Origin of the sequence: Scytonema sp. PCC 10023, from assembly GCF_963920835.1 — a bacterium.
GTDB lineage: Bacteria > Cyanobacteriota > Cyanobacteriia > Cyanobacteriales > Nostocaceae > Kalymmatonema.
Genome location: NZ_CAWUDP010000010.1, coordinates 1 through 21,098 on the forward strand (window position 1 = coordinate 1; position 21,098 = coordinate 21,098).

The 21,098-nt window shown below is 43.2% G+C and carries 17 protein-coding genes and 1 pseudogene; 13 read left to right on the plus strand and 5 right to left on the minus strand.

Annotated features, from left to right (window positions below; translation table 11 throughout):
* Positions 1-666 precede the first annotated feature (666 nt).
* The 6 genes from ACM0OZ_RS08310 (at position 667) to ACM0OZ_RS08335 (ending at position 10,041) form a co-directional block, all read left to right on the plus strand.
* Positions 667-2,862: an anthranilate synthase gene (locus tag ACM0OZ_RS08310; protein ID WP_414582322.1), complete on the plus strand. Its 2,196-nt coding sequence runs from the start codon at positions 667-669 to the stop codon at positions 2,860-2,862.
* 403 nt (positions 2,863-3,265) lie between these two features.
* Entirely contained in the window at positions 3,266-4,117 is an 852-nt protein-coding gene (trpC, locus tag ACM0OZ_RS08315) for an indole-3-glycerol phosphate synthase TrpC (protein ID WP_414582323.1), read from the plus strand.
* A 71-nt stretch (positions 4,118-4,188) separates the two neighbouring features.
* Entirely contained in the window at positions 4,189-5,004 is an 816-nt protein-coding gene (gene trpA / locus ACM0OZ_RS08320; RefSeq protein ID WP_414582324.1) for a tryptophan synthase subunit alpha, read from the plus strand.
* 210 nt (positions 5,005-5,214) lie between these two features.
* Positions 5,215-6,462, plus strand: coding sequence for a tryptophan synthase subunit beta (gene trpB / locus ACM0OZ_RS08325; RefSeq protein WP_414582325.1), 1,248 nt, complete (start codon positions 5,215-5,217; stop codon positions 6,460-6,462).
* A 342-nt stretch (positions 6,463-6,804) separates the two neighbouring features.
* The gene (locus ACM0OZ_RS08330) at positions 6,805-8,667 is read left to right on the plus strand and encodes an iron uptake porin (RefSeq protein ID WP_414582326.1); all 1,863 of its coding nucleotides are present in this window, start codon (positions 6,805-6,807) and stop codon (positions 8,665-8,667) included.
* 360 nt (positions 8,668-9,027) lie between these two features.
* Positions 9,028-10,041 (plus strand): NAD(P)/FAD-dependent oxidoreductase, encoded by a 1,014-nt coding sequence (locus ACM0OZ_RS08335; RefSeq protein WP_414582327.1) that lies wholly within the window; start codon positions 9,028-9,030, stop codon positions 10,039-10,041.
* Between the two features lie 156 nt (positions 10,042-10,197).
* Here the strand turns inward: ACM0OZ_RS08335 and ACM0OZ_RS08340 are convergent, their stop codons facing one another.
* Both ACM0OZ_RS08340 and ACM0OZ_RS08345 read right to left on the minus strand, forming a co-directional pair.
* Entirely contained in the window at positions 10,198-10,356 is a 159-nt protein-coding gene (locus ACM0OZ_RS08340) for a hypothetical protein (RefSeq protein WP_414582328.1), read from the minus strand.
* A gap of 247 nt (positions 10,357-10,603) precedes the next feature.
* Positions 10,604-10,834, minus strand: coding sequence for a zinc ribbon domain-containing protein (locus tag ACM0OZ_RS08345; RefSeq protein WP_414582329.1), 231 nt, complete (start codon positions 10,832-10,834; stop codon positions 10,604-10,606).
* A gap of 333 nt (positions 10,835-11,167) precedes the next feature.
* On the opposite strand from ACM0OZ_RS08345, the gene ACM0OZ_RS08350 reads away from it, so the two are divergent.
* The 4 genes and pseudogenes from ACM0OZ_RS08350 to ACM0OZ_RS08365 all read left to right on the plus strand — a co-directional run bounded on the left by ACM0OZ_RS08350 (position 11,168) and on the right by ACM0OZ_RS08365 (position 14,148).
* Positions 11,168-11,323, plus strand: a complete 156-nt coding sequence (locus tag ACM0OZ_RS08350) for a hypothetical protein (protein WP_414582448.1) — start codon at positions 11,168-11,170, stop codon at positions 11,321-11,323.
* A 250-nt stretch (positions 11,324-11,573) separates the two neighbouring features.
* Positions 11,574-11,691 (plus strand): annotated as a pseudogene (locus ACM0OZ_RS08355) (anthranilate phosphoribosyltransferase); the annotation flags it as partial.
* Between the two features lie 151 nt (positions 11,692-11,842).
* Complete coding sequence (locus ACM0OZ_RS08360; protein ID WP_414582330.1) at positions 11,843-13,510, plus strand: FAD-dependent monooxygenase; 1,668 nt, start codon at positions 11,843-11,845, stop codon at positions 13,508-13,510.
* Between the two features lie 350 nt (positions 13,511-13,860).
* A complete protein-coding gene (locus ACM0OZ_RS08365; protein ID WP_414582331.1) occupies positions 13,861-14,148 on the plus strand; it encodes a zinc ribbon domain-containing protein in 288 nt (95 codons plus the stop codon).
* Positions 14,149-14,353: 205 nt separating this feature from the next.
* On the opposite strand, the gene ACM0OZ_RS08370 is transcribed toward ACM0OZ_RS08365, so the two are convergent.
* Positions 14,354-15,307, minus strand: coding sequence for a c-type heme family protein (locus tag ACM0OZ_RS08370; RefSeq protein ID WP_414582332.1), 954 nt, complete (start codon positions 15,305-15,307; stop codon positions 14,354-14,356).
* Positions 15,308-15,986: 679 nt separating this feature from the next.
* Complete coding sequence (locus ACM0OZ_RS08375) at positions 15,987-17,222, minus strand: MFS transporter (protein ID WP_414582333.1); 1,236 nt, start codon at positions 17,220-17,222, stop codon at positions 15,987-15,989.
* An 865-nt stretch (positions 17,223-18,087) separates the two neighbouring features.
* Between ACM0OZ_RS08375 and ACM0OZ_RS08380 the strand changes: the two genes are divergently transcribed.
* The gene (locus ACM0OZ_RS08380) at positions 18,088-18,219 is read left to right on the plus strand and encodes a hypothetical protein (RefSeq protein ID WP_414582334.1); all 132 of its coding nucleotides are present in this window, start codon (positions 18,088-18,090) and stop codon (positions 18,217-18,219) included.
* A gap of 61 nt (positions 18,220-18,280) precedes the next feature.
* Here the strand turns inward: ACM0OZ_RS08380 and ACM0OZ_RS08385 are convergent, their stop codons facing one another.
* Entirely contained in the window at positions 18,281-18,427 is a 147-nt protein-coding gene (locus ACM0OZ_RS08385; protein WP_096563784.1) for a DNA-binding protein, read from the minus strand.
* Between the two features lie 67 nt (positions 18,428-18,494).
* Here ACM0OZ_RS08385 and ACM0OZ_RS08390 point away from each other — a divergent pair, with 67 nt between their 5' ends.
* Both ACM0OZ_RS08390 and ACM0OZ_RS08395 read left to right on the plus strand, forming a co-directional pair.
* Positions 18,495-19,703: an RNA-guided endonuclease InsQ/TnpB family protein gene (locus tag ACM0OZ_RS08390; RefSeq protein WP_414582335.1), complete on the plus strand. Its 1,209-nt coding sequence runs from the start codon at positions 18,495-18,497 to the stop codon at positions 19,701-19,703.
* Positions 19,704-19,783: 80 nt separating this feature from the next.
* Positions 19,784-20,590, plus strand: a complete 807-nt coding sequence (locus tag ACM0OZ_RS08395; RefSeq protein ID WP_414582336.1) for an aldo/keto reductase — start codon at positions 19,784-19,786, stop codon at positions 20,588-20,590.
* Positions 20,591-21,098: the final 508 nt, after the last annotated feature.

Consider the following 21,098-nt stretch of genomic DNA (forward strand, 5'->3'; position numbering starts at 1 on the left):
TTATCGAACTGATGCAAGAACTCGCTCCTCTTGCTCAATTCTTCGGACGTGGAACAAAGTCAGCCTTGAGAAATGCGACATCATTTGCTGCTAAAGTCCCTGCGAGTATGGCTGTTTGAATTGCTTGATTGTATGTGGTTTGTAACGGGTAAGTAATTTCACGTTGACACCAATTCCTTGATTGATTTGCTTACCCATGATTCTTTAATCATCCTGAAATTATTCCATCAAAGCAATCATGTGCGCGTATTATTTTTTCAGTTTGACTATAAATGAATCCACACAGACCATCTAGACGATCTATTCGCTGGGATTTTCCTATCCCAAATCCAAAATTGACACTGCTGTTACATTCTCATAAATCTTTGTACAAACTACTTGACAAATTTGCCGAGACTCTATCAATTTCTTTGTGGATATCGGCAATGAAAATAGACGCAATACATAATTTGATGCGAAATCCTCCAGAATCATTTATTTCTTCTTATAACTGCATAAGTCACATTTAATTGCACCTATTTATTAGTAGTTGTTGTCAACCCACAGTCACTCACAAAAAAATGATGGTCAACGTCAGATTTTAACCAGTGTCTTGCAGGGAATGCCACCAAGTAGCCAACCTATCCTGGTAATGATTTTTTAAATTAGCTTTCAGAGGTAAAACTGATGCAATTTGATACTCACTCTTACACAACTCAAGGTGGAATATTTGTATCACGAACTGTAACTAATACTTCCATAGATTCCGCCATTGAGGAGGTTTTGGTACGTCTGGATTCCCAACGCGGCGGCTTGCTGGCAAGTAGCTACGAATATCCAGGACGGTATAAAAGATGGGCGATCGGTTTTGTCAATCCACCTTTAGAACTTGTTACCCGCGACAACACTTTTACCATTACGGCGCATAACGAGCGAGGCAAAGTGCTGCTAGATTATCTAGCAGAGTGTTTGTTGGACCAACCATACCTTCAAGCCGTAAATAAAGACAACAACCAAATCATCGGTTCCGTCAAACCAACAGAACGTTTATTTTCAGAAGAAGAACGCAGCAGACAACCATCTGTTTTCAGTGTGGTTCGCGAGATATTATCTGTCTTCTACAGTCAGGAAGACGAAAATCTGGGACTTTATGGCGCATTTGGCTATGACTTGGTTTTCCAGTTTGAGCAAATGCCAAAGCATCTGGAACGTGCAGCAGACCAAAGGGATTTGGTACTATATCTGCCTGATGAATTGTTAGTTGTTGACTACCACCTACAACAGGCATTTCGTTTGCAGTATGATTTCGTAACCAAGATTGGTAGCACTAGGGATTTACCTCGCAAAGGTGAAGTTATGGATTACCGAGGTCAGCGCCTCAGTGTCACTCAAGCCTCTGACCATGCACCAGGTGAATATGAAGAACAAGTCACCAAAGCCCTCGATTACTTCCGTCGTGGCGATTTATTTGAGGTTGTTCCCAGTCAAAGCTTCTTTCAAGCCTGCGAAAAATCGCCAACCGAACTTTTCCGAATTCTCAAGGAGATTAATCCCAGTCCCTATGGATTTATCTTTAATTTAGGTGGAGAATATCTGATTGGTGCATCTCCAGAAATGTTTGTGCGTGTTGACGGCAGACGTGTTGAAACTTGCCCAATCAGTGGTACGATTCGCCGGGGACAAGATGCAATTACTGATGCGGCGCAAATTCAGAAACTGCTGAACTCGCGCAAAGATGAATCTGAACTCACCATGTGTACCGACGTAGACCGCAACGATAAGTCGCGAATTTGTGAGCCAGGGTCTGTGCGAGTCATTGGTCGTCGCCAAATTGAAATGTACAGCCATCTTATCCATACAGTAGACCATGTCGAAGGTATACTGAAACCGGAAGCTGATGCTTTGGATGCATTCCTCACCCATTTGTGGGCAGTTACAGTCACAGGAGCACCAAAACGTTCTGCGATGCAGTTTCTCGAACAAAATGAGCGCAGCCCCAGACGTTGGTATGGTGGAGCTGTTGGAGGCTTAAGTTTTAAAGGCAATTTGAATACTGGTTTGATTTTACGAACTATCCGACTCAAGGACTCAGTTGCACAGGTGCGAGTCGGTGCAACGGTTCTTTATGACTCAGAACCAGAAGCCGAGGCACAAGAAACTCTTACTAAAGCTGGTGCCTTATTCCAAACACTTCGTACAGTAATTCATAAGAGTGCAGATTTGCCAATATTGTCAAACCTTGACATTCAAGAAGCGAATCCAGGGGCGCTCAAGCGTGTCTTGCTGGTTGACTATGAAGACTCATTTGTTCACACCTTAGCAAATTACATCCGTCAAACCGGTGCTACAGTGACAACACTACGGCATGGTTTTGCAGAATCAGTTTTTGATACAGAAAAACCCGACTTGGTTGTTTTATCTCCTGGTCCTGGAAAACCAAGTGACTTCCGTGTTGCAGATACAATTGCAGCCTGTAAAAAACGGGAAATTCCTATATTTGGGGTGTGTTTGGGATTACAGTCAATAGTCGAGGCACACGGTGGAAAACTGGGAGTTTTGGATTATCCCCAGCATGGCAAGGTATCTCAGGTATCTGTTGTTGATCCAGATTCTGTTGCCTTTAAAGGCTTACCACAATCGTTTGAAGTTGGTAGATACCACTCATTGTATGCACTACCAGAAAGCCTACCTGCAGAACTCAAAGTGACAGCTATGTCTGCGGATGGTGTGATTATGGGCATTGAGCATCAAACACTACCAATTGCTGGTGTTCAGTTCCATCCAGAATCTATCATGACTTTGGCAGAAGGAGTCGGATTAACAATTGTAACAAACGTAGTACGTGCATTCACTAGCAAACTTCCCTCTTCACTCGTTGCATAAGATCCCCCCCTGCCCCCCCTTACAAAGGGGGGAACTTAGCCCATGCGTGTCAACTTAAGCCAAAACCCTTCTAAAATCTGGTTTCCAGGTTTCACCTGGAAATGCCCTTGAAGCGGCTCTGCCGCTCATAAGGGACTTCCAAAAAATAAATTATTCAATATGAGTGGGGTGGGCCAGAAAGCCCGCCCAGTTTATAGGACGGGCTAGAAGCCCATCCCACAAAAAAAGTTGGATATTTTTTAATTTGGAAGTCCCTAAGGCAGGCAGAGCCTCCCAAGGCTGCGTTCCCAGCCTCAGGCTGGGAATGAGCCAAAAGCGGACGGGCTGCCCAGTCCATCCCACAAAAAATGCTTGTTCATCCCGTAAATATGCAACGCCCAACTCATAACCGCTATAAAAAAAGATGCTGAATTATCACTCTCAACCAGAAATAACTGCACAGTCCGCCAAACCGCGCCATATTCTCGAAGAAATTGTTTGGCACAAACAGCAAGAAGTTGCCGTCATGAAAGAGCAACTGCCGTTTTCCGATTTAAAACTTCAAATTAGCCTTGCTCCTGCTGTGCGAAATTTCTTGAATGCTTTACGCCAAAATCCCATCAAGCCCAGCATTATTGCGGAGGTCAAGAAAGCCTCACCAAGTAAAGGAGTCATTCGTGCTGATTTTGAACCGGTGAAAATTGCTTCTGCATATGAGCGAGGTGGTGCAAGTTGTATTTCTGTGTTAACTGACGAGAAATTTTTTCAAGGCAGTTTTGAAAATTTGCGACTTATTAGAAACAGTGTAGGGTTGCCACTACTTTGCAAAGAGTTTGTCATAGACCCTTACCAAATTTACAAAGCACGAGTCAATGGTGCAGATGCAGTGCTACTGATTGCAGCTATCTTAAGTGACGAAACGCTGCAAGATTTCCTGCACATTGTTCATGATTTAGGCATGACTGCCTTGGTGGAAGTCCATACTTTAACTGAACTTGACCGAGTGCTGGCATTATCAAATGTGCAACTCGTCGGCATTAACAACCGCAATTTGGAAGACTTTAACCTTGACTTAGAAACGACTAAACACTTGTTGTCAGAACGTAAAGAAAAGTTAAAAAGTTTAGACATTACGGTTGTCAGTGAGTCTGGTTTGTATACATCTTCTGATTTAGCTTTTGTCGCCCAAGCGGGAGCTGAAGCTGTATTGATTGGAGAATCTTTGGTTAAGCAAGCTGATTTGGAGCAAGCTGTCAAGGAATTAAGGATTCATTGATCTTGAATATTGCATTTTTGATTCTGTCTTTCCCCTATTAACTTATTGTTGGCTTTCGGTAATTAATTAAGATGAGTACTATCTCCGGACACTTTGAATCTTTACGCGCACAAAACCAATGCGCTTTAATTCCTTTTATTACAGCTGGCGATCCTGATTTGGAAACAACAGCCGAAGCGTTGGGAATTTTGGATGCTAGTGGTGCAGATTTCATTGAACTGGGAGTTCCCTATTCTGACCCATTGGCTGATGGACCTGTGATTCAAGCGGCTGCGACTCGCGCCCTTAAGGGGGGGACTCGCTTAGCTCATGTTTTAGAAATGGCGCAGTCAGCTACTCGTAAGTTGCGATCGCCTATCATCCTGTTTACTTATTACAACCCAATTTTAAATTTGGGCGTCCAGCAGTTTCTTAAGCAAGTTGCAGCTTCTGGAATCAAGGGGTTGGTTGTACCCGATTTACCTTTGGAAGAAGCAGATGATTTGTTACAGTCTGCTGATACTGAAGGGATTGAAGTCACATTGTTAGTGACTCCTAACAGCTCAAAAGAACGAATTGAGGCGATCGCCCGTCAATCTCGTGGTTTTATTTACCTAGTTAGTGTCACAGGTGTTACAGGTGTACGCTCTGAGTTGCAAACGCGCGTTAAAGATGTACTCCAAGAAATCCGCAGTGTAACTGACAAGCCAATTGCTGTTGGTTTTGGTATCTCCACTCCAGAACAAGCTCGTCAAGTTAAGGACTGGGGCGCAGATGCAGTGATTGTGGGAAGCGCCTTTGTGCAACGTTTGGGAGAAACTACACCATATCGCGGGCTGCGAGCTATTAGAGATTTTTGTAACGATTTGAAGGCATCTATTACCCCCACTGTAAAAATTAAAAATTAACCATTTTGGGCTTACGCCATCTTTTTCTCTGTGTTGCCTACTGCGCTTGAATATAGCGCTTGGTGGTGTTGAATGAAATACATCAAGAAATAAGAACCACAGATGGACACAGATGGACACAGATAAAGAATGACTTCATTCAAACGAGAAGCGCTATAAATTCGCGTAAGCCCTGAAAATTCCAACCACATTACAAATTTAGGAAATTCCATGTTAGCAAACACTGAAAACACGAATCTTTCTACTCCACAGACTCATCAACAACCAGATATCCTCGGTCGGTTTGGTCAATTTGGGGGTAAGTACGTACCTGAAACATTAATGCCGGCACTCAGTGAATTAGAAGCCGCGTATCAGCAATACCGCAACGACCCGGATTTTCAAAACGAACTACAGGCACTCTTACGCGACTACGTTGGACGCGCTACTCCCCTCTACTTTGCGGAACGTCTCACTAAGCACTATGCCAAGCCAGATGGCACTGGACCGCAAATTTACTTAAAACGGGAAGATTTAAACCATACAGGCGCTCACAAAATTAATAACGCCTTAGCTCAGGTGTTACTCGCGAAACGTATGGGCAAACAGCGGATTATTGCGGAAACCGGAGCAGGTCAGCATGGTGTTGCAACCGCGACAGTCTGCGCCCGTTTTGGCTTAAAGTGCCTGATTTACATGGGCATCCATGACATGGAACGACAAGCCCTGAATGTGTTTCGGATGCGATTGATGGGGGCAGAAGTCAGTCCTGTAGAGGCGGGAACCGGAACCCTCAAGGATGCGACGAGTGAAGCAATTCGGGATTGGGTGACGAATGTAGAAACCACTCACTACATTTTAGGTTCCGTTGCTGGACCCCATCCCTACCCAATGATGGTGCGAGATTTTCAAGCGATCATTGGTAAGGAAACTCGCGCCCAGTCCCAAGAAAAATGGGGCGGACTACCCGATATTCTGCTTGCTTGTGTTGGTGGAGGTTCCAATGCTATTGGGCTTTTCCATGAATTTGTCAACGAACCATCTGTACGCTTGATCGGAATTGAGGCAGCAGGTGAAGGGATTGATACGGAAAAACACGCGGCAACTTTGACACTTGGTAGACCTGGTGTTTTGCACGGAGCAATGAGTTATGTTCTGCAAGATGGCGATGGTCAAATTGTCGAAGCACACTCTGTCAGTGCTGGGTTAGATTATCCCGGTGTCGGTCCAGAACATAGTTATTTAAAGGATGTTCAACGTGCTGAATATTACAGTATAACTGACCAGCAGGCATTGGAGGCATTTAAGCGTCTGTCGCAACTCGAAGGAATTATTCCGGCACTGGAAACATCCCACGCCATTGCTTTCCTAGAAACTCTTTGTCCGCAACTGACTGGTAGCCCCAGAATTGTTATCAACTGTTCTGGACGTGGTGACAAGGATGTGCATACAGTTGCGAAATTCTTGGATACTTTTTAACGCTGATATAGGAGTCCTAAATCATTCGTGAACAACAAGATTCCCGACTTCTTGAAGAAGTCGGGAATTTGGTGATCGCGCAGGCAATTTCACACAAATTAGATAGGATTGCTATAAATAATTGGTTGTGAGGTTGAAAACATCATGCAATATGCTCAAAATTGTAATTTTAAGATATTTTCTGCTTTTTTTAGTTAGTTTTATTAGATAATAAGTTTGTCGTTAAACGACTCTTTTCAACTTTAGGCACTTTAGTTTCAAACTGCCTAAAATTATTATCATTTTTCCTCACACAAAAATTTAATTTTTGATATCAAAATTAACGAGATGCAGAAGAAGAAAGTGTCTGAAAATACTACTGTAAAGCCTCAAGTTTACGAAAAATTTCTGGCTCATACAATTGCTTCTGGAGTCAGCCTGCTGAGTTTATTACTTTTAGGAACCCATTCAACAAGGGCGCAAATACCTTCAGCTTCAAATGATGCAGCAAATTTAGTCAGTCAAAATCAGGTTCAAAAAAACACACCTGAAATGAATCAGGTGACAAATGTCAATCAACTGAGTAACGTCCAACCCGGTGAAATACCTTCCGCTTCAGGTAATGCAGGAAACTTCGTCAGTCAAAACCAGGGAAAAAAAAGCACGCCTGGAATAAGTCAAGTGACAAATGTTAATCAACTGAGTGATGTCCAACCTACTGATTGGGCATTTCAGGCATTGCAGTCACTGGTTGAACGCTATGGTTGTATCGCTGGGTATCCTAATGGTACTTATCGCGGGAATCGCGCGATGACACGTTATGAGTTTGCAGCTGGACTCAATGCTTGCTTGAACCGCATTAATGAACTGATAGCGACTGCAACAACAGATTTGGTCAGAAAAGAAGACTTAGCAACTTTGCAAAAGCTACAGGAAGAGTTTACTGCTGAGTTAGCAACTTTACGAGGTCGGGTAGATGTGCTAGAAGCACGTACAGCGGAACTGGAAGCCAATCAGTTTTCTACAACGACCAAGCTGCAAGGTCAGGCAATTATCTCTGTGAATGCTGGTGGGTTTTCGGGCGATCGCATTATTGACCCCGCTGTCAGAGTTGACCCTGCTAACCCCAGAGGTAATCAAATCACCAGCCAACCTAATCCCACAATCTTGTTCCGAGCAGGTGTCGATTTAAACACCAGCTTCTATGGAACCGACTTGCTGAAAATTCGCCTTGACACTGGAAGTGGTCTTAGTGATCGACCAGTTGATGCTGGGAAAGACAATGCTGCGGGTTTACTCGAGCCAAATTTTGGCAGTGTTTTAGACTACTCAGTCAAGCCACCCACAAATGGTGATATAGAGATCAGCAGACTGTATTACAGCTTTCTACTCGCTAAAGACTTTAGGGTCTCTGTTGGTCCAAGTTTTTTCCCAACCGATTTTGTTGACTTCAACAGTTACGCTTACCTCAGCTTCCGAGACTTTAGCACTCTAGCTTTTGTAAATAACTTTGTTCTGTTCCCAATTAACGGTGCGAGTGCAGGGGCAGCAATTGATTGGAAACCTGGTAATGGACCATTTTCTCTGCGGGCGTTGTATGCCGCAACAGACCCAGCCAATCCTACCCAACAGGGACCGGGAGTGCTTCAGGGTCTTTCACCATTCATAAATATACTATATCCTAGGCAATTTGCTGCTGCTGGTGCTCCTCCTGGTGGTGGTCCTCCTAATGTTAATACAGGCGATCGCGGCTTTTTTGGAGATACTTTTCAAGGTACTGTAGAACTAGAATATGCCCCTTCCAGGGCATTCGCCGTACGTCTGCAATATAGTGGTGGCGAACTATTCAGCAACCGCTTTGATAGCTATGGTGTGAATGTTGAACTGACACTCGCAGAAAAGTTTGGTATTTTTGGTCGCTACGGTTATGGTAACTTTGATAACACCACTAACTATGGCGACATCAAACCCAATTACTGGATGGCAGGGGTTGGGGTGCGAGATTTGTTTACACGCGGTGCTTTAGCAGGAATTGCTGTTGGTCAGCCATTTGTTGTCAATCAAATCGGCGATTCAACTCAGACCAATTTCGAGGCGTTTTATAACTACCCGTTTAGCCAAAATATTCAAGTCACACCAACAGTTCAAGTGATTAACCATGCAGGAAATGAAGAAAGCAACGGCACAATTGTGACAGGTACACTCCGTACAGTATTTTCCTTTTAAAAGCATCAAAAAAATAACTGCTTTCTTAATCTTGGTTTGTAGTAAGCACATAGCGTGCTTGCTACTCTTCATGCGTCGTTCTTATAACGTGAAGGTTGCAAAATTATGGTACAAACTACTGTAGAACCATCACCCTTAACTAACGATCAAACAAGAAGCGCTATATAATCAGTGTTGCTTGGAACTCTTGTGTAGCAACGATTCTTTTTTTTCTGTCAAGAGAGTGATGGAACGGTATGCTGTAAGCATCCATAGCTAGTCAAAATGTCAACTGAAACACAATCATTAATTTGTTGTTGTTTCGTATTTGTGCCTAATCAGGATTGATTTGTAGAAAGCAATCGCATCTTGGAGCGTGCTATGAAACTGACAAAGCAAAATCTCTCAGAACGTGCTGATCATGTTTATGACGTGATTGTTGTTGGTGGTGGAGCAGGTGGGTTGTCTGTTGGCATTTACCTGCAACGCTATCTTCTTTCGAGTTTGATTATCGACAAAGGCAAAGCCCGTTCCTTCTGGATGCAAGAACTCCATAACTATCTCGGATTGCCACCGGATACCCCAGGGCGATCTTTACTGCGGCAAGGTAAGGAACACTACCTCTCGCTCGGCGGTGATATGCTGGATGGCTTTGTAGAGGACATCGTAGATGAGGGAGAAACTTTTGCTGTGCGGGTCAAAATTGGCAGACAGGACAGTATCTCTCAGACATTCCGCTCAAAGTACCTGGTTGCTGCCAGTGGCATCATTGACTACTTACCTAACTTAGACAATATGCGAAACGTGTATGACTATGCAGGCTACAATCTGCACGTCTGTTTAATTTGTGATGGTTATGAAATGAATGATAAAAAAGTGGGAGTATTTGCCAGCAGTCTCAGCAATGCGGAAGTAGTTTTTTCACTCGGTTGGTTTACCCCTCATATCACGTTGTTCACTCAGGGACTGTTTGAAGTCGCAGATGAGTTGCGTCAGAAATTACAAGAGCAGGGCTATCAGGTGGTTGAAACCCCAATCAAGCAATTCCTCGGTGAAGACCATCAGATGAGCGGTGTGGAACTAGAAGATGGCAGGGTGATAGAGCTAGATGCTGGATTGATTTCAATGGGATCGAAGTATCACGCTGATTATCTAGAGAAGTTCAATCTAGAAAAGCAGGGCGACAATTTGGTCACTGATAAAATGGCACGTACCTCCCATCCTCGCATCTTTGCGATCGGCGATCTCAAAGTCGGACTCAATCAAATTGTAGTTGCCGCAGCGGACGGGGCATTGGCTGCTACTCAAATCTGGCGAGATTTGCGCCGAGTGGTCGGAGCTAAACCTCCGGTACAAATGCCTCAAGCCACTTCCACCAAAATACCCACCGCTTGACCGGATTCTGCACGACTAAGGTGCGTCCGACGGTTGGTCTTTTTTCCACAACTTGACCAATCCCGTGATTTCAACTCCTTTATGGCGCTTGTTGTGATACTGCCCTAACCGGTACTTGTTGTTATGGTCATCAACTATGTGCTGATGACTCTTCACTCAATCCCCTACAGCTTGTCTGTTGCACCCTGAGACTGAACTTAGGGTGACACTGCCAATGTACCAGCGGTCATCGTTGCTTGGGGCATTGTCGTTGTAGTTGGCTGTAGCACGAAACGCCCGATAAATCTTTTCCTCCACCGCGCTTGGTGCTTTCATATTTCTCAATTGCTCGTTTGAGATAGCCTCCCAATCTATCTCCTGCTTAGGCAATTCGCGTACTGGTTCAGTTTTCCGTTACATAAAGCCTGCCCAAAGCTACCCACAATTGGACAATTCTCGCCAAAGATAACTTGTACTAGTTGAATGACTTTGAGCTTCGTTTATTTCCTGCAACAGGACTGGAGAAGTCGGCAACAAGACCAGTCCACAGGCTCATACGATCTAACTGACCGCGTTCTAGTTCCTAAGAGGAACCGCTTCGCTTCAAATTGATTGCTGCGTTCAAGTCTCTGTCTACACTGAATCCGCAATGACCACATTCAAACACTCGCTCATCCAAAGTGAGTGTTTTCTTTTTGGTTCCGCAATTTGAACAAGTTTTACTCGAGGCAAACCATTGGTCAACTACAACCAGCTTGGAACCATACAGTTGGCACTTGTAGGTCAACTGTCTACGGAACTCGAAAAAGCTCATATCAGCAATCGCGCAAAGCCCGGTTTATGGTTAGCCAACATTCTAGATACGTTCAAGTCCTCAATGACTACTACACCGTGGTTCTTGGCAAGTAGTGTTGTGAGTTTGTGCAACGAATATGCGCCTTAAAATCAAGTAAATAAATCAATTAGGAGTAGCTCTGTACCAATTTATTCATGGATTTGGCATGTACTCCATAATTGACTTTCCAAAATTGGAAAACCAATTTCCTGAATTGACGATGTATGCCCAATCAAATTTATCTATTGTAAAAAAGTGCAATGTTAATAACGCACGCAACCATATTTTTATTCACAAAAAACAAGGCAAAATATGAAACTTTACTACCGTGGTCTTCGCAGACCATTTTTACAGGTAATTGTTGACCTGACTACTCTAGAAAAACGCGGGAAATTCAAAGAATTTAAGGATTTTATCTCGGTTTATAACCAGGGCTATTTCATTCTAAATGTGGGAGCTTTGTGGTAGGATACAGCTTTCTTTATTTTTGTTGGAACTATTGGTCTATATTGACCCAGATTTTTTACATCTAACGTTTGAATTTAGATTACAACTTTAGTTGGAGCTTACCTTCCATTTTGAGATGGACTGATTCATCAATCATTGTATTATGCAAAAGTTTCAACTCTTAGTGGACGACAAGTTAGAGTCAATTGGATATATTGAATTCATGCAAACATTGATAGCAATGCCCGTTACAATTTGTTTGCACGCCTATTGGCATACCGCCCTCAAGGCGATCGCCCCCGAAGCGAAAAACGCTCAAAGTACGTACAGTTTTTAACCTACTTGGTCTATTGCTCAACCCACTAAGACCTACAGGACAAGCATCAGGCAAGTATTAACAAATAAAAAGCCAGCTAGCTGGTTAAAAATTTGCTTAATAAAAATATCACAGACTAAAAAACCTCCAAGGGATAGCCCTTGGGGAAAAACTTTTCGATTTACTAACAACCAAGAACCAACTTATAAACCATTCTAAATCCCATGAACAACAACAAGATTCAAACAGATGTACTAATAGTCGGAGGCGGACCTGTTGGTCTAGCGATGGCCGTAGAACTACGCTACCAAGGTGTGGACTGCATTCTTATAGACCAGACCGATGGGGTAGTTAGTGATCCCAAAGTCAGTACAGTTGGACCCCGCTCAATGGAGTTTTGCCGCCGTTGGGGTATTGCTCAACAAATACGCAATGCTGGTTGGCCTAGCGACCATACTCTAGATATTGCCTGGGTAACATCTGTTGGTGGACACGAAATATACCGAGCCCACTTTCCCTCGTATGCCGAAGGTGTACTACCTGAGTACACACCAGAGCCAGAGCAGGTATGTCCCCAAAACTGGTTCGCTCCGGTATTCCTAAATTTCTTGGGAGTATATCCACACGGAGCAGTTCGGCTGATGTCTCGCTTAGATAGTTTTGAGCAGAAAGATTCAGGCATCATCGCCCATGTCACAAACCTAGAAACACAAAGCACAGAAGTCATCCACGCCCGATACATGGTAGCTTGCGATGGTGCTCGCAGTACGGTACGTAAGGCTTGTGGTGTTGATGCTCCTACCTTCCACCCTACCCAGGCGTTTCAGAGTGTTGTGTTCAAAGCACCTGAACTGGCAACTGTGATGGGAAAAAACCATGCAATGGTCTATTATTTGGTCAACCCAATTGTTCAGGAACCATTGCGAGCAGTAGACGGAGACTCACTGTATCGCTTAATTTTGAAGCCACGAGAAGACGGGAGTGTGCGTGACGCCTCTCTTGCCATCCGTGCCGCCATATCAATTGATACCCCTTTTGAGATTGTTTCCAACGTTCCATGGCGTCTCACCCACCGAGTAGCAGAGAGGTACCGAGTGGGAAATATCTTCTTCGTCGGTGACAGCGCTCATACACTTTCACCCTCTGGCGGTTTTGGAATGAACACTGGCATGGGTGATGTCCCTGATTTGGGTTGGAAACTAGCCGCCACGATAAAAGGCTGGGCTGGGAGCAACTTACTAGACACTTATGAAATTGAACGGCGTCCGATTGCAGTGCGAAACCTTGAGGCGGCCAACGCCAATTTGCAACGCACCCAGAAACGCGCTATCCCTCCAGCGATTATCAGCGACTCAAAAGAAGGTGAACAAATCCGCAAAGATATGGCGATTGGTATGGAACGCAGTAACGTCAAGCGCGAGTTTGACGCGCCTGGGGTTCACTTCGGGTTCCGCTATGAGTCTGATGCGATTATTCCCGACGGTACACCTCCTAGCGATGACCCCTTCGAGTGGCAGCAAAGTAGCTATCCTGGCAATCGCGCACCCCATGCTTGGTTGGAACCGGGAAAATCTACTTTGGATTTGTTCGGTCGCGCTTTTGTGCTGATGTGCTTCGACTGGACACAGCCAGTTGAAAACGTTGAAAACTTTCACAAAGTTTGCCAGCAACGAAATGTGCCTTTGACTAGTCAACGAATCGACAATCCGGAAATTGCCAAGCTTTACGAGCGTGCTTTTGTTTTGGTACGACCTGATGGACACGTCGCTTGGAGAGGTGACACTCTGCCTGTTGACTTAGGGGCACTGATTGACCGAGTTAGAGGGGCAAATCATGAGAATTCGTCCCAGTCAAAACAAGTTAGGACTTACGCACACTCTAGGAATTCTTAGCGTTCTTGGCTCAGGAGCGGTAGGCTGCGGCACGCCGGTGCGCGTCTACGATAAATTAAGCTTTTTGGCAATTTTTGCGTAAGTCCTGCAAGTCTAAGGGAGTAACAAAAAATAAATTATCCATTATGTAGGGTGGGTTAGGCGCACGACAGTTGAGCTTGTACATTCAGGACTTGCATTGCGCCGTAACCCACCATTGTTTTCTGCGTCACTCCAAATTGGAGATTTTTTTAACGGTATCGCGGAAGTCCCCACCCTCAACCATTATGTTGGGTGGGGATGGCGTGCTGTGAGATGACGATTGCATCTTCGACCAATAGTCATCGAACGGCTGCTGAGGAAGAAGATGTATGAGGAATCTCCAAATCAATCGCTTGGTTGGAATGCTTCGCACTACCATCAAATACAAAGTAGAGCAGATTGGTGGTGTGTTTATAGAAGTGCCAACGCGTCAAGTAAAGCCCAGTCAAACCTGTCCTAAGTGCGGACACCAACACAAGAAGACACTCGACATTAGAGTACACGAGTGCAGTGTTTGCGGATATGTACAGGACAGGGATATTGCTGCTGCTCTTGTTATGCTTTACTGGGCAAAAGGGAATCTGTCGGAGTCAGGAACTGGCTTCGCAGACGAGTAAATGTCTCTAGCTCTACTTCACGCACCCGTAAACAAGCGGGTGATCTTGAAGCAACTAGGACGCGTGAAGCGTCAGAAATCCAAATCTACTGGTCTGGTTACAGAAACCCAGACCTCTACGAAGTAGGTCTGGGTAGTTCATTTGGAAGTAACTTTCTTTCTGCGCTTTTTGCTGAATCATGATTTCTACGGAGCAGCGCAAAATATCAGTATAACTTATCGTGGGGTTCGCGATGGTCTATACGGTATTGTTCCAACCTTCTAATTGCCATCACCAAACTCAACTTCATACGTGTAAAGGCTTCCACCAAACTGCCAATCTCATCATTAGAGACTTTCTCAAAATCAGCCTCCATATCGCCGGTACTCACAGCTTCTGCAACGCGGACGACACGTTTGATGGGTCGAACAACATACCGCTTAAGCCAAAAATTAGCCACGTAGATAGCGATCGCAAAAATGATCGTCACAATACCCATCACCAAAATCAAAGATTGACGAGTTTTCTGCAAAACTTCATTCGTTGGTAGAGAAACAATTTGAGTCCCCAGAACTTCATTCAATTTCCACCCCATACCATTTTGATCTCCATAGATCTTAATCATTTCCTTGGGTGCAACTTCAGGGGTACTGTGACATCTCAAGCAACTAGCATCATTGATAGCTAAGGGGCGAGCAACATAAAAGTATTTTTCTCCCTGAAAAGAACGAAATCCTGACGTTTGTTGCATATTTTTGTCAAGAGCGAAATTTTGTATAATTTCTTTTTCAAAGCTATCAGCCTTGTCTTGAGGATTAGTGGGATTTAGCATTGCTTCTTTATACAAAAAGTCCTGATAGGAATTGTTATCTTTACGTAGGGCATCAAAGACTTTACGGGACGAATAAGCAGGGACAGCTTGCGGTAAAAACCCCTGATCCCCTAAACTCGCCTGCAAGTGTGGAGTCACTTCAGTGTTTGTATAAGAACGAACAGAGTTTAGAGTTCGCAACAGCAATAAAGCATTGGAAGTGATTTCATTTTGAGCTTTATAATTCAGGATATTAGCCAAAGCGATACCACTAAAGGTAATTCCTCCCAGAAATATTACAAGTAGTAGTATGGTTAGCTTTTGAGCTAATGCTAAATTGTTAAGATTTTGTGAAAGCGTTCTTAACATATCTTTACAATGTCATTTATAAATAAACTATGTTAATTATCAATCACAAAAACAAAGATTGAGAAGAACACATAAATCACAATGATTTCAAGGATAAATTTGGGGAATTCAGTCAGCTACGCTTAGAATTCTTTTTTCAAGAGCGGAAATTCCACAGGGCAATAACCCGAACCATGACTCAGGAGTACAGAATTCTTCTTATTTTTTCTAGTTTCTGAATTCTGACGAATGATTTTTTCTTGATATAGGATTCCTCCGCAGATTTTTGAAATACACGTAGGGTGTGCCTTGCTCACCAAAACTTAGATATAACCTAGATATAGTGCAATACGGTTCAGATAAGACCAGAACCCTTATCAAGAACACAATGTAGAGACGCGCTGTTTGAAGCGTCTCTACACACATGATTTTTTACACATCAACCTTAACTGAACCGTATTGAGATATAGTGGGCAAGGCACACCCGAAAGATACTTAAATTTTTTCAAAAATCAAACCGGATTGCTATAAAACAAAAATCTTGTCAAAAAGCCAGGGGTTCCATCGAGACTAGGGCAACAAATAGAATCGCCTGTTTAAGGGAAAAATATATACAGTTTTTTCCAAGACAAAAGGTCGAGAAGTTATCTTTCTCTCGACCCTAACGATTATAAAAATTTTTCCGCCTCGAAAATGAGTTTTATAACTCTAGCTGTTCAACGGCTCTCGTTTTTTTGGAAGTTAGCAGCGAACCAAATACGACAACTGTGATGATGGTAAGAACAGCACTAGCATAAAAAACTCCTTGAACTCCCCAAACACCGTAAGCAATACCTGCAAGTAACGGACCTAGCGCTCTTCCCAGTGATTGAACTGTAACATTCAGCGCCATAAATCCAGCGCGGTAGCCTTCTGGGGCAATTCCTGCTAACATTGCTTGCAGGGTTGGTAAAGCCAAGGCTGCAGATACACCAAATATAATAGAGGGAATGATCAGCAACCAAGTGTTATGAGTTGCAGGCATAAGTAGTAGTGACAAACCACACAGAAGAAAACCTGATATGATTAAGCTCTTTTCTGAAAGCTTAGTTGCCAAAAATCCTAGTTGAGAAGCAATAAAGCAAAAAGCTATTGACTGACAGCAAATAATAATACCAATTTCTGCTACTGAAGCACCTAGTTGAGTTCCTGCATAAATTGGGATATAGGTATAGAAAGTACCTAACTCAATCACGAATAAGGAAAACACCGTAAACAGTAGCCCAAATACTTGAGGATTCTTAATATTATCACAGGTATTTTTGAGATAGATGCCCAGATTCAAATTTTGGGTATTCTTTTGCTTCCTTGCGACCTTCAGCTTCTGAGAAATTAACAATGCTACTGGAAAGGCTAATACCGATAGTAAAAACGGATATCGCCAACTCAATTCGCCTAAGAATCCACCAATCAGAGGATAAACTGTGGCAGCAATGCCAATCATTGCGGAGTTAAACCCCATCGCAGAAGTGAGCATTTTCCCACTATATAAATCGCTGATCAGAGTGAGTTCCAAAGACTCTAAACTAGCAGAACCTACACCTGCCAAAAACCGCCACTCCAATAAGCTACGAAAATTATTAGCGCACGCGCATAATATTCCGCCAACCCCAAACACTAGCAGAGAAGGAATCAGGATTTTCTTCGTACCAATACGGTCAGCTAATGCCCCAAAAATCAGAGTACCAACTGTAGTTGGCATCAAAAATATTGTCATTACTAGCCCAATTTCTTGGGGTGGAATATTGAATGCTTGTGCAATGTTTGGCATTATAGGATTAATGCTAAGTATTCCACTAATAGCTACTAAGGATATACAAATTATCAGAATAAGATTGAAATCAATCTGTAGCTCCTTTGCATTTTTACTGTTGATTCTCTTTGTTAATGAACTCATGTGTTTATCTCCTGAAAAATTTTGATGTTAGGATATTGTGTTGTTGATGGTTGGATAATCAATCGTTTGTATTTGAGCGATAAATTGTTGAAAAACGTAACAATTTAAAAAAACTTAGACAAGCTAAATTGTTGTTGAATCCGAAAATTTGATAAACTTACAAACTATGCCAGAAGTTTTTTTGTATGCATTAAGCCTTACTTGATTTCCCCAACAGATGTTAAGCATGAATGAGGTAACCTTTTGTATTTTTAATAGCTGTAACCATGCTTAATTTATGCAGTTTTGGGATAGAAATGGAAAAGATTGCCAGTATTGTGATCAGTTCAACCAAGAAGACTGAGTGCAGTGCCCTTGATGCACGAACTGTCTCAAAGTAAAGTGCGTAAATCGTATAACTATTAGTTCATTACCGGCAGAAAATGATAGTTATGCAGCACCAAGGCAGAACAAACGCATTTTTTTTTGAAAACGATGTGTGGGAGCTCAAAGCGCTGAGTCCTTACGGACACGCTGCTTTGTGCCTTCACCCGGTGGGAGCTTACGCGCTTGGCTGCGCCTGCGCTTTGCCCTTACGCACTCGGCGTGGGGTGTGGGGCTTCGCCGTGAGTTCTGCCGAACGGTGTGGGGATCCACGACTGTGGATGCCTCATCGAAACCCAAAGTAGCGTTCAGACATAAATTTTTTTTCTTGATGTTCCTTACACCCACCCCACCTATGTCTTTTCTCCTCCCCTACACCCCAGTTTTTGTAACTAATAATTATGGCAACCTCATACTTTGACCAGAAGAGTGTATTATCCAATACCTCATGTGCTTAAAAACCGAATAATATCAAGTCCGGTAATAGAACCTTCTGTATTGCATGGTAGTGCGTACGACTTATGCCCCTGAAGATGGTCGTACAATAGCTTGGTATGAATTACGCCAACTGCTCAAAGCGATTGATGGGACTCTCAAACAACAAGGTGGAAAGCTGGATATTTATAAGGGGTAGGTTGAAAACCCTGTGGCTTCAGCCCAGGGATGAAAACCACAACGTAGGCTAAAGCCTACAGTCACGTTTTCTTTTTAATTTGGGGCAAAGTTTTAATATAATCTCGCAATACTTCTGCCATAGATATTTGTTTGTCTTCAGCGTATTCTTGAAGCAAAATATATTCTTGGTCAGATAAATAAAACTGCATTTTTTTGCCTCTTGCCATTTGACACTTACTCCTATAACAGTTATTATTAGGAGTATAACAGAAAAAGCAAGGAGGTGATAACGCAGTGCTAGTTTTAGAGTACAAAGTAAAGGGTAAACAACAGCAATATCAAGCCATTGATGAGGCTATTCGTACTACTCAATTCATCAGAAATAAGGCTATTCGTTACTGGATAGATGCACCCAGAGAATCAAAAATTAATAGAATTGCTTTGAACAATTACTCTACAGCACTGCGTAAAGAATTTAAGTTTGTAGAAGAATTAAACTCAATGGCTTGTCAGGCTGCAACAGAAAGAGCCTGGTCAGCTATTGATAGATTCTACAGCAACTGTAAGTCTAAAAAGCTAGGTAAAAAAGGCTTCCCAAGGTTCCAGAAAGATAACCGCTCTGTTGAATACAAGACTAGTGGGTGGTCACTAAACCCAACTAAAAGACGCATCACCTTTACTGACAAGAAAAGTATTGGTGAAGTCAAATTATTAGGAAAGTGGGATATTCAGACATACCCTGTTAAGTCCATAAAACGAGTTCGACTAGTTCGTAAAGCCGATGGTTACTATTGTCAGTTTGCTGTTGATATTGAGGTTAGAACAGAACCAAGAGCAGGTGATGGTGAGTTAGGGCTTGATGTAGGACTTGAGTATTTCTATTCTGATTCCAATGGACATCATGAAGAAAACCCAAGATTTTTACGGAAAGCTGAAAAAGCGATTAAGCACGCTCAACGTCAGATATACAAAAAAGAAAAAGGAAAGAACCAACGACGCAAAGCAAGACAGCGATATGCAAAGAAGCATTTAAGAGTAAGTAGGCAGCGGAATGAACACGCGCTTGTAATAGCGCGTAACGTGTGCAAGCTTAACAGCTTAGTCGCCTATGAAAACTTGAACGTTAAAGGCATGGTACGAAATCATTGTCTTGCCAAGTCCATTAATGATGTGGCTTGGAGTCTATTTCGTCATTGGTTAGAATATTTTGCTGCAAAGTTTAATACTACAGTTGTTGCTGTCAATCCTAGAATGACATCTCAAAAGTGTTCGGATTGTGGTGCAATTGTGAAAAAGTCTCTTTCAACTCGTACCCATAAATGTGCTTGTGGATGCGAAATGCAAAGAGACGTGAACGCAGCAATAAATATTCTGAATCTTGGAAAACAAGCTAGGGGTGGGCAACCCCAAAGTAACGCTACAGGACTCGCGACCTCTACTCTAGTTGGTGAAAGCCTGCTTGAGCAAGTAACGAGGATGAGTGTAGAATCCTCGCGGCTTTAGCCCGAGGAGTGTCAATAATAAACGGTACAGAACCCTATTTGCGTACTACAGTAATTGATAGGAGAAGTGGGTAATTGACCGTGGAGCTAACAACACGACAAGGACTTTCAGCAAGTATTCTCGGTTTAGCAGGGCGAGACTCAATGGATGCTGCCTATGTTGCAGAGGCGTTTGAGGCAGGGCTGAATTACTTCTTCTTCTATAATCTAGAATCTGAAAACTTTCTGGATGGATTAAAACTGCTACTAACGACAAAGCGTGAGCAAGTCTTAGTAGCAACGGGAACTCAAGAACGAGATGTGAGCAGAGTGCGTCATGAGTTCGACTCTGTGCGCGATCGCCTAAATATCGATGAAGTCGATGTGTTTTTTGCTGAATATATCTCTCCTGATGATGACATGACTCAGGTTGAGGCAATGCTTGATGCATTGCAAGAATGGAAGAGCAAAGGACTTATACGTTACGTGGGAGTCACGACTCATAATAGAGCGATCGCCTTAGAGATGATTGAGCGCAAAGCGTGTGATGTCTTGATGCACCGCTACAACATGGCACATCGTAAAGCGGAAGAAAATGTTTTCCCTAACGCTGAAAAAGCAGGCATTCCCGTGATCGCATTCACCTGTACACGCTGGGGGACATTGCTGAAAGGGCATCCTAACTGGCAGCATAAACCACCACTGGCAGCAGACTGTTACCGCTACGTGCTACGTCATCCTGCTGTACATGTGGCACTCACCGCCCCACAAAACAGGCAGGAATTAGAGGAAAACTTATCTGTTTTGCACACACCTCAACTTTCCCCAGAAGAAGTAGCCCACTGGCAAGAATATGGAGACTTAATTTATGGGGATGGGCAAGATGCATTTGAGACTCGGTGGATTTGAGAAAACTGATGGGCTTGTCATATCAAGTTTGCTTAATTGCTTATAAATCCTGAAGAACCCCACCCGCCTAACGGCACCCTCCCCGATGCCTTGGGGAGGGTTGGGGAACTCACCAAACCCCTCTGGGGATTAGGGGCAGGGTATTTTTATTACAAGTGTTTAACCGGACATGATATAATATCAAGTTTGCTTAATTGCTTATAAATCCTGAAGAACCCCACCCCAGTTTTGTCTTGCGCCAAAACTTCCCCTCCCCGCTTGCGGGGAGGGGATTAAGGGGTGGGGTTCCGACTGTATTGCAACGAAGTAAGAAGCGCGATCGCATATCGCGCTTGTGAGTGAAGTTGCTAAAAATTAAGTTTCTTAATCTTTGCTAAACAATGGATAAATATCTTATCAAAAGCTGTATTGTACTCGATGGCTTCTCTAAGTGCATAAGTTGATTTGACTGACAACTATTGAAAATTTAGAGAACCAAATTTATCAATTGACTAACTATTTTTGTACA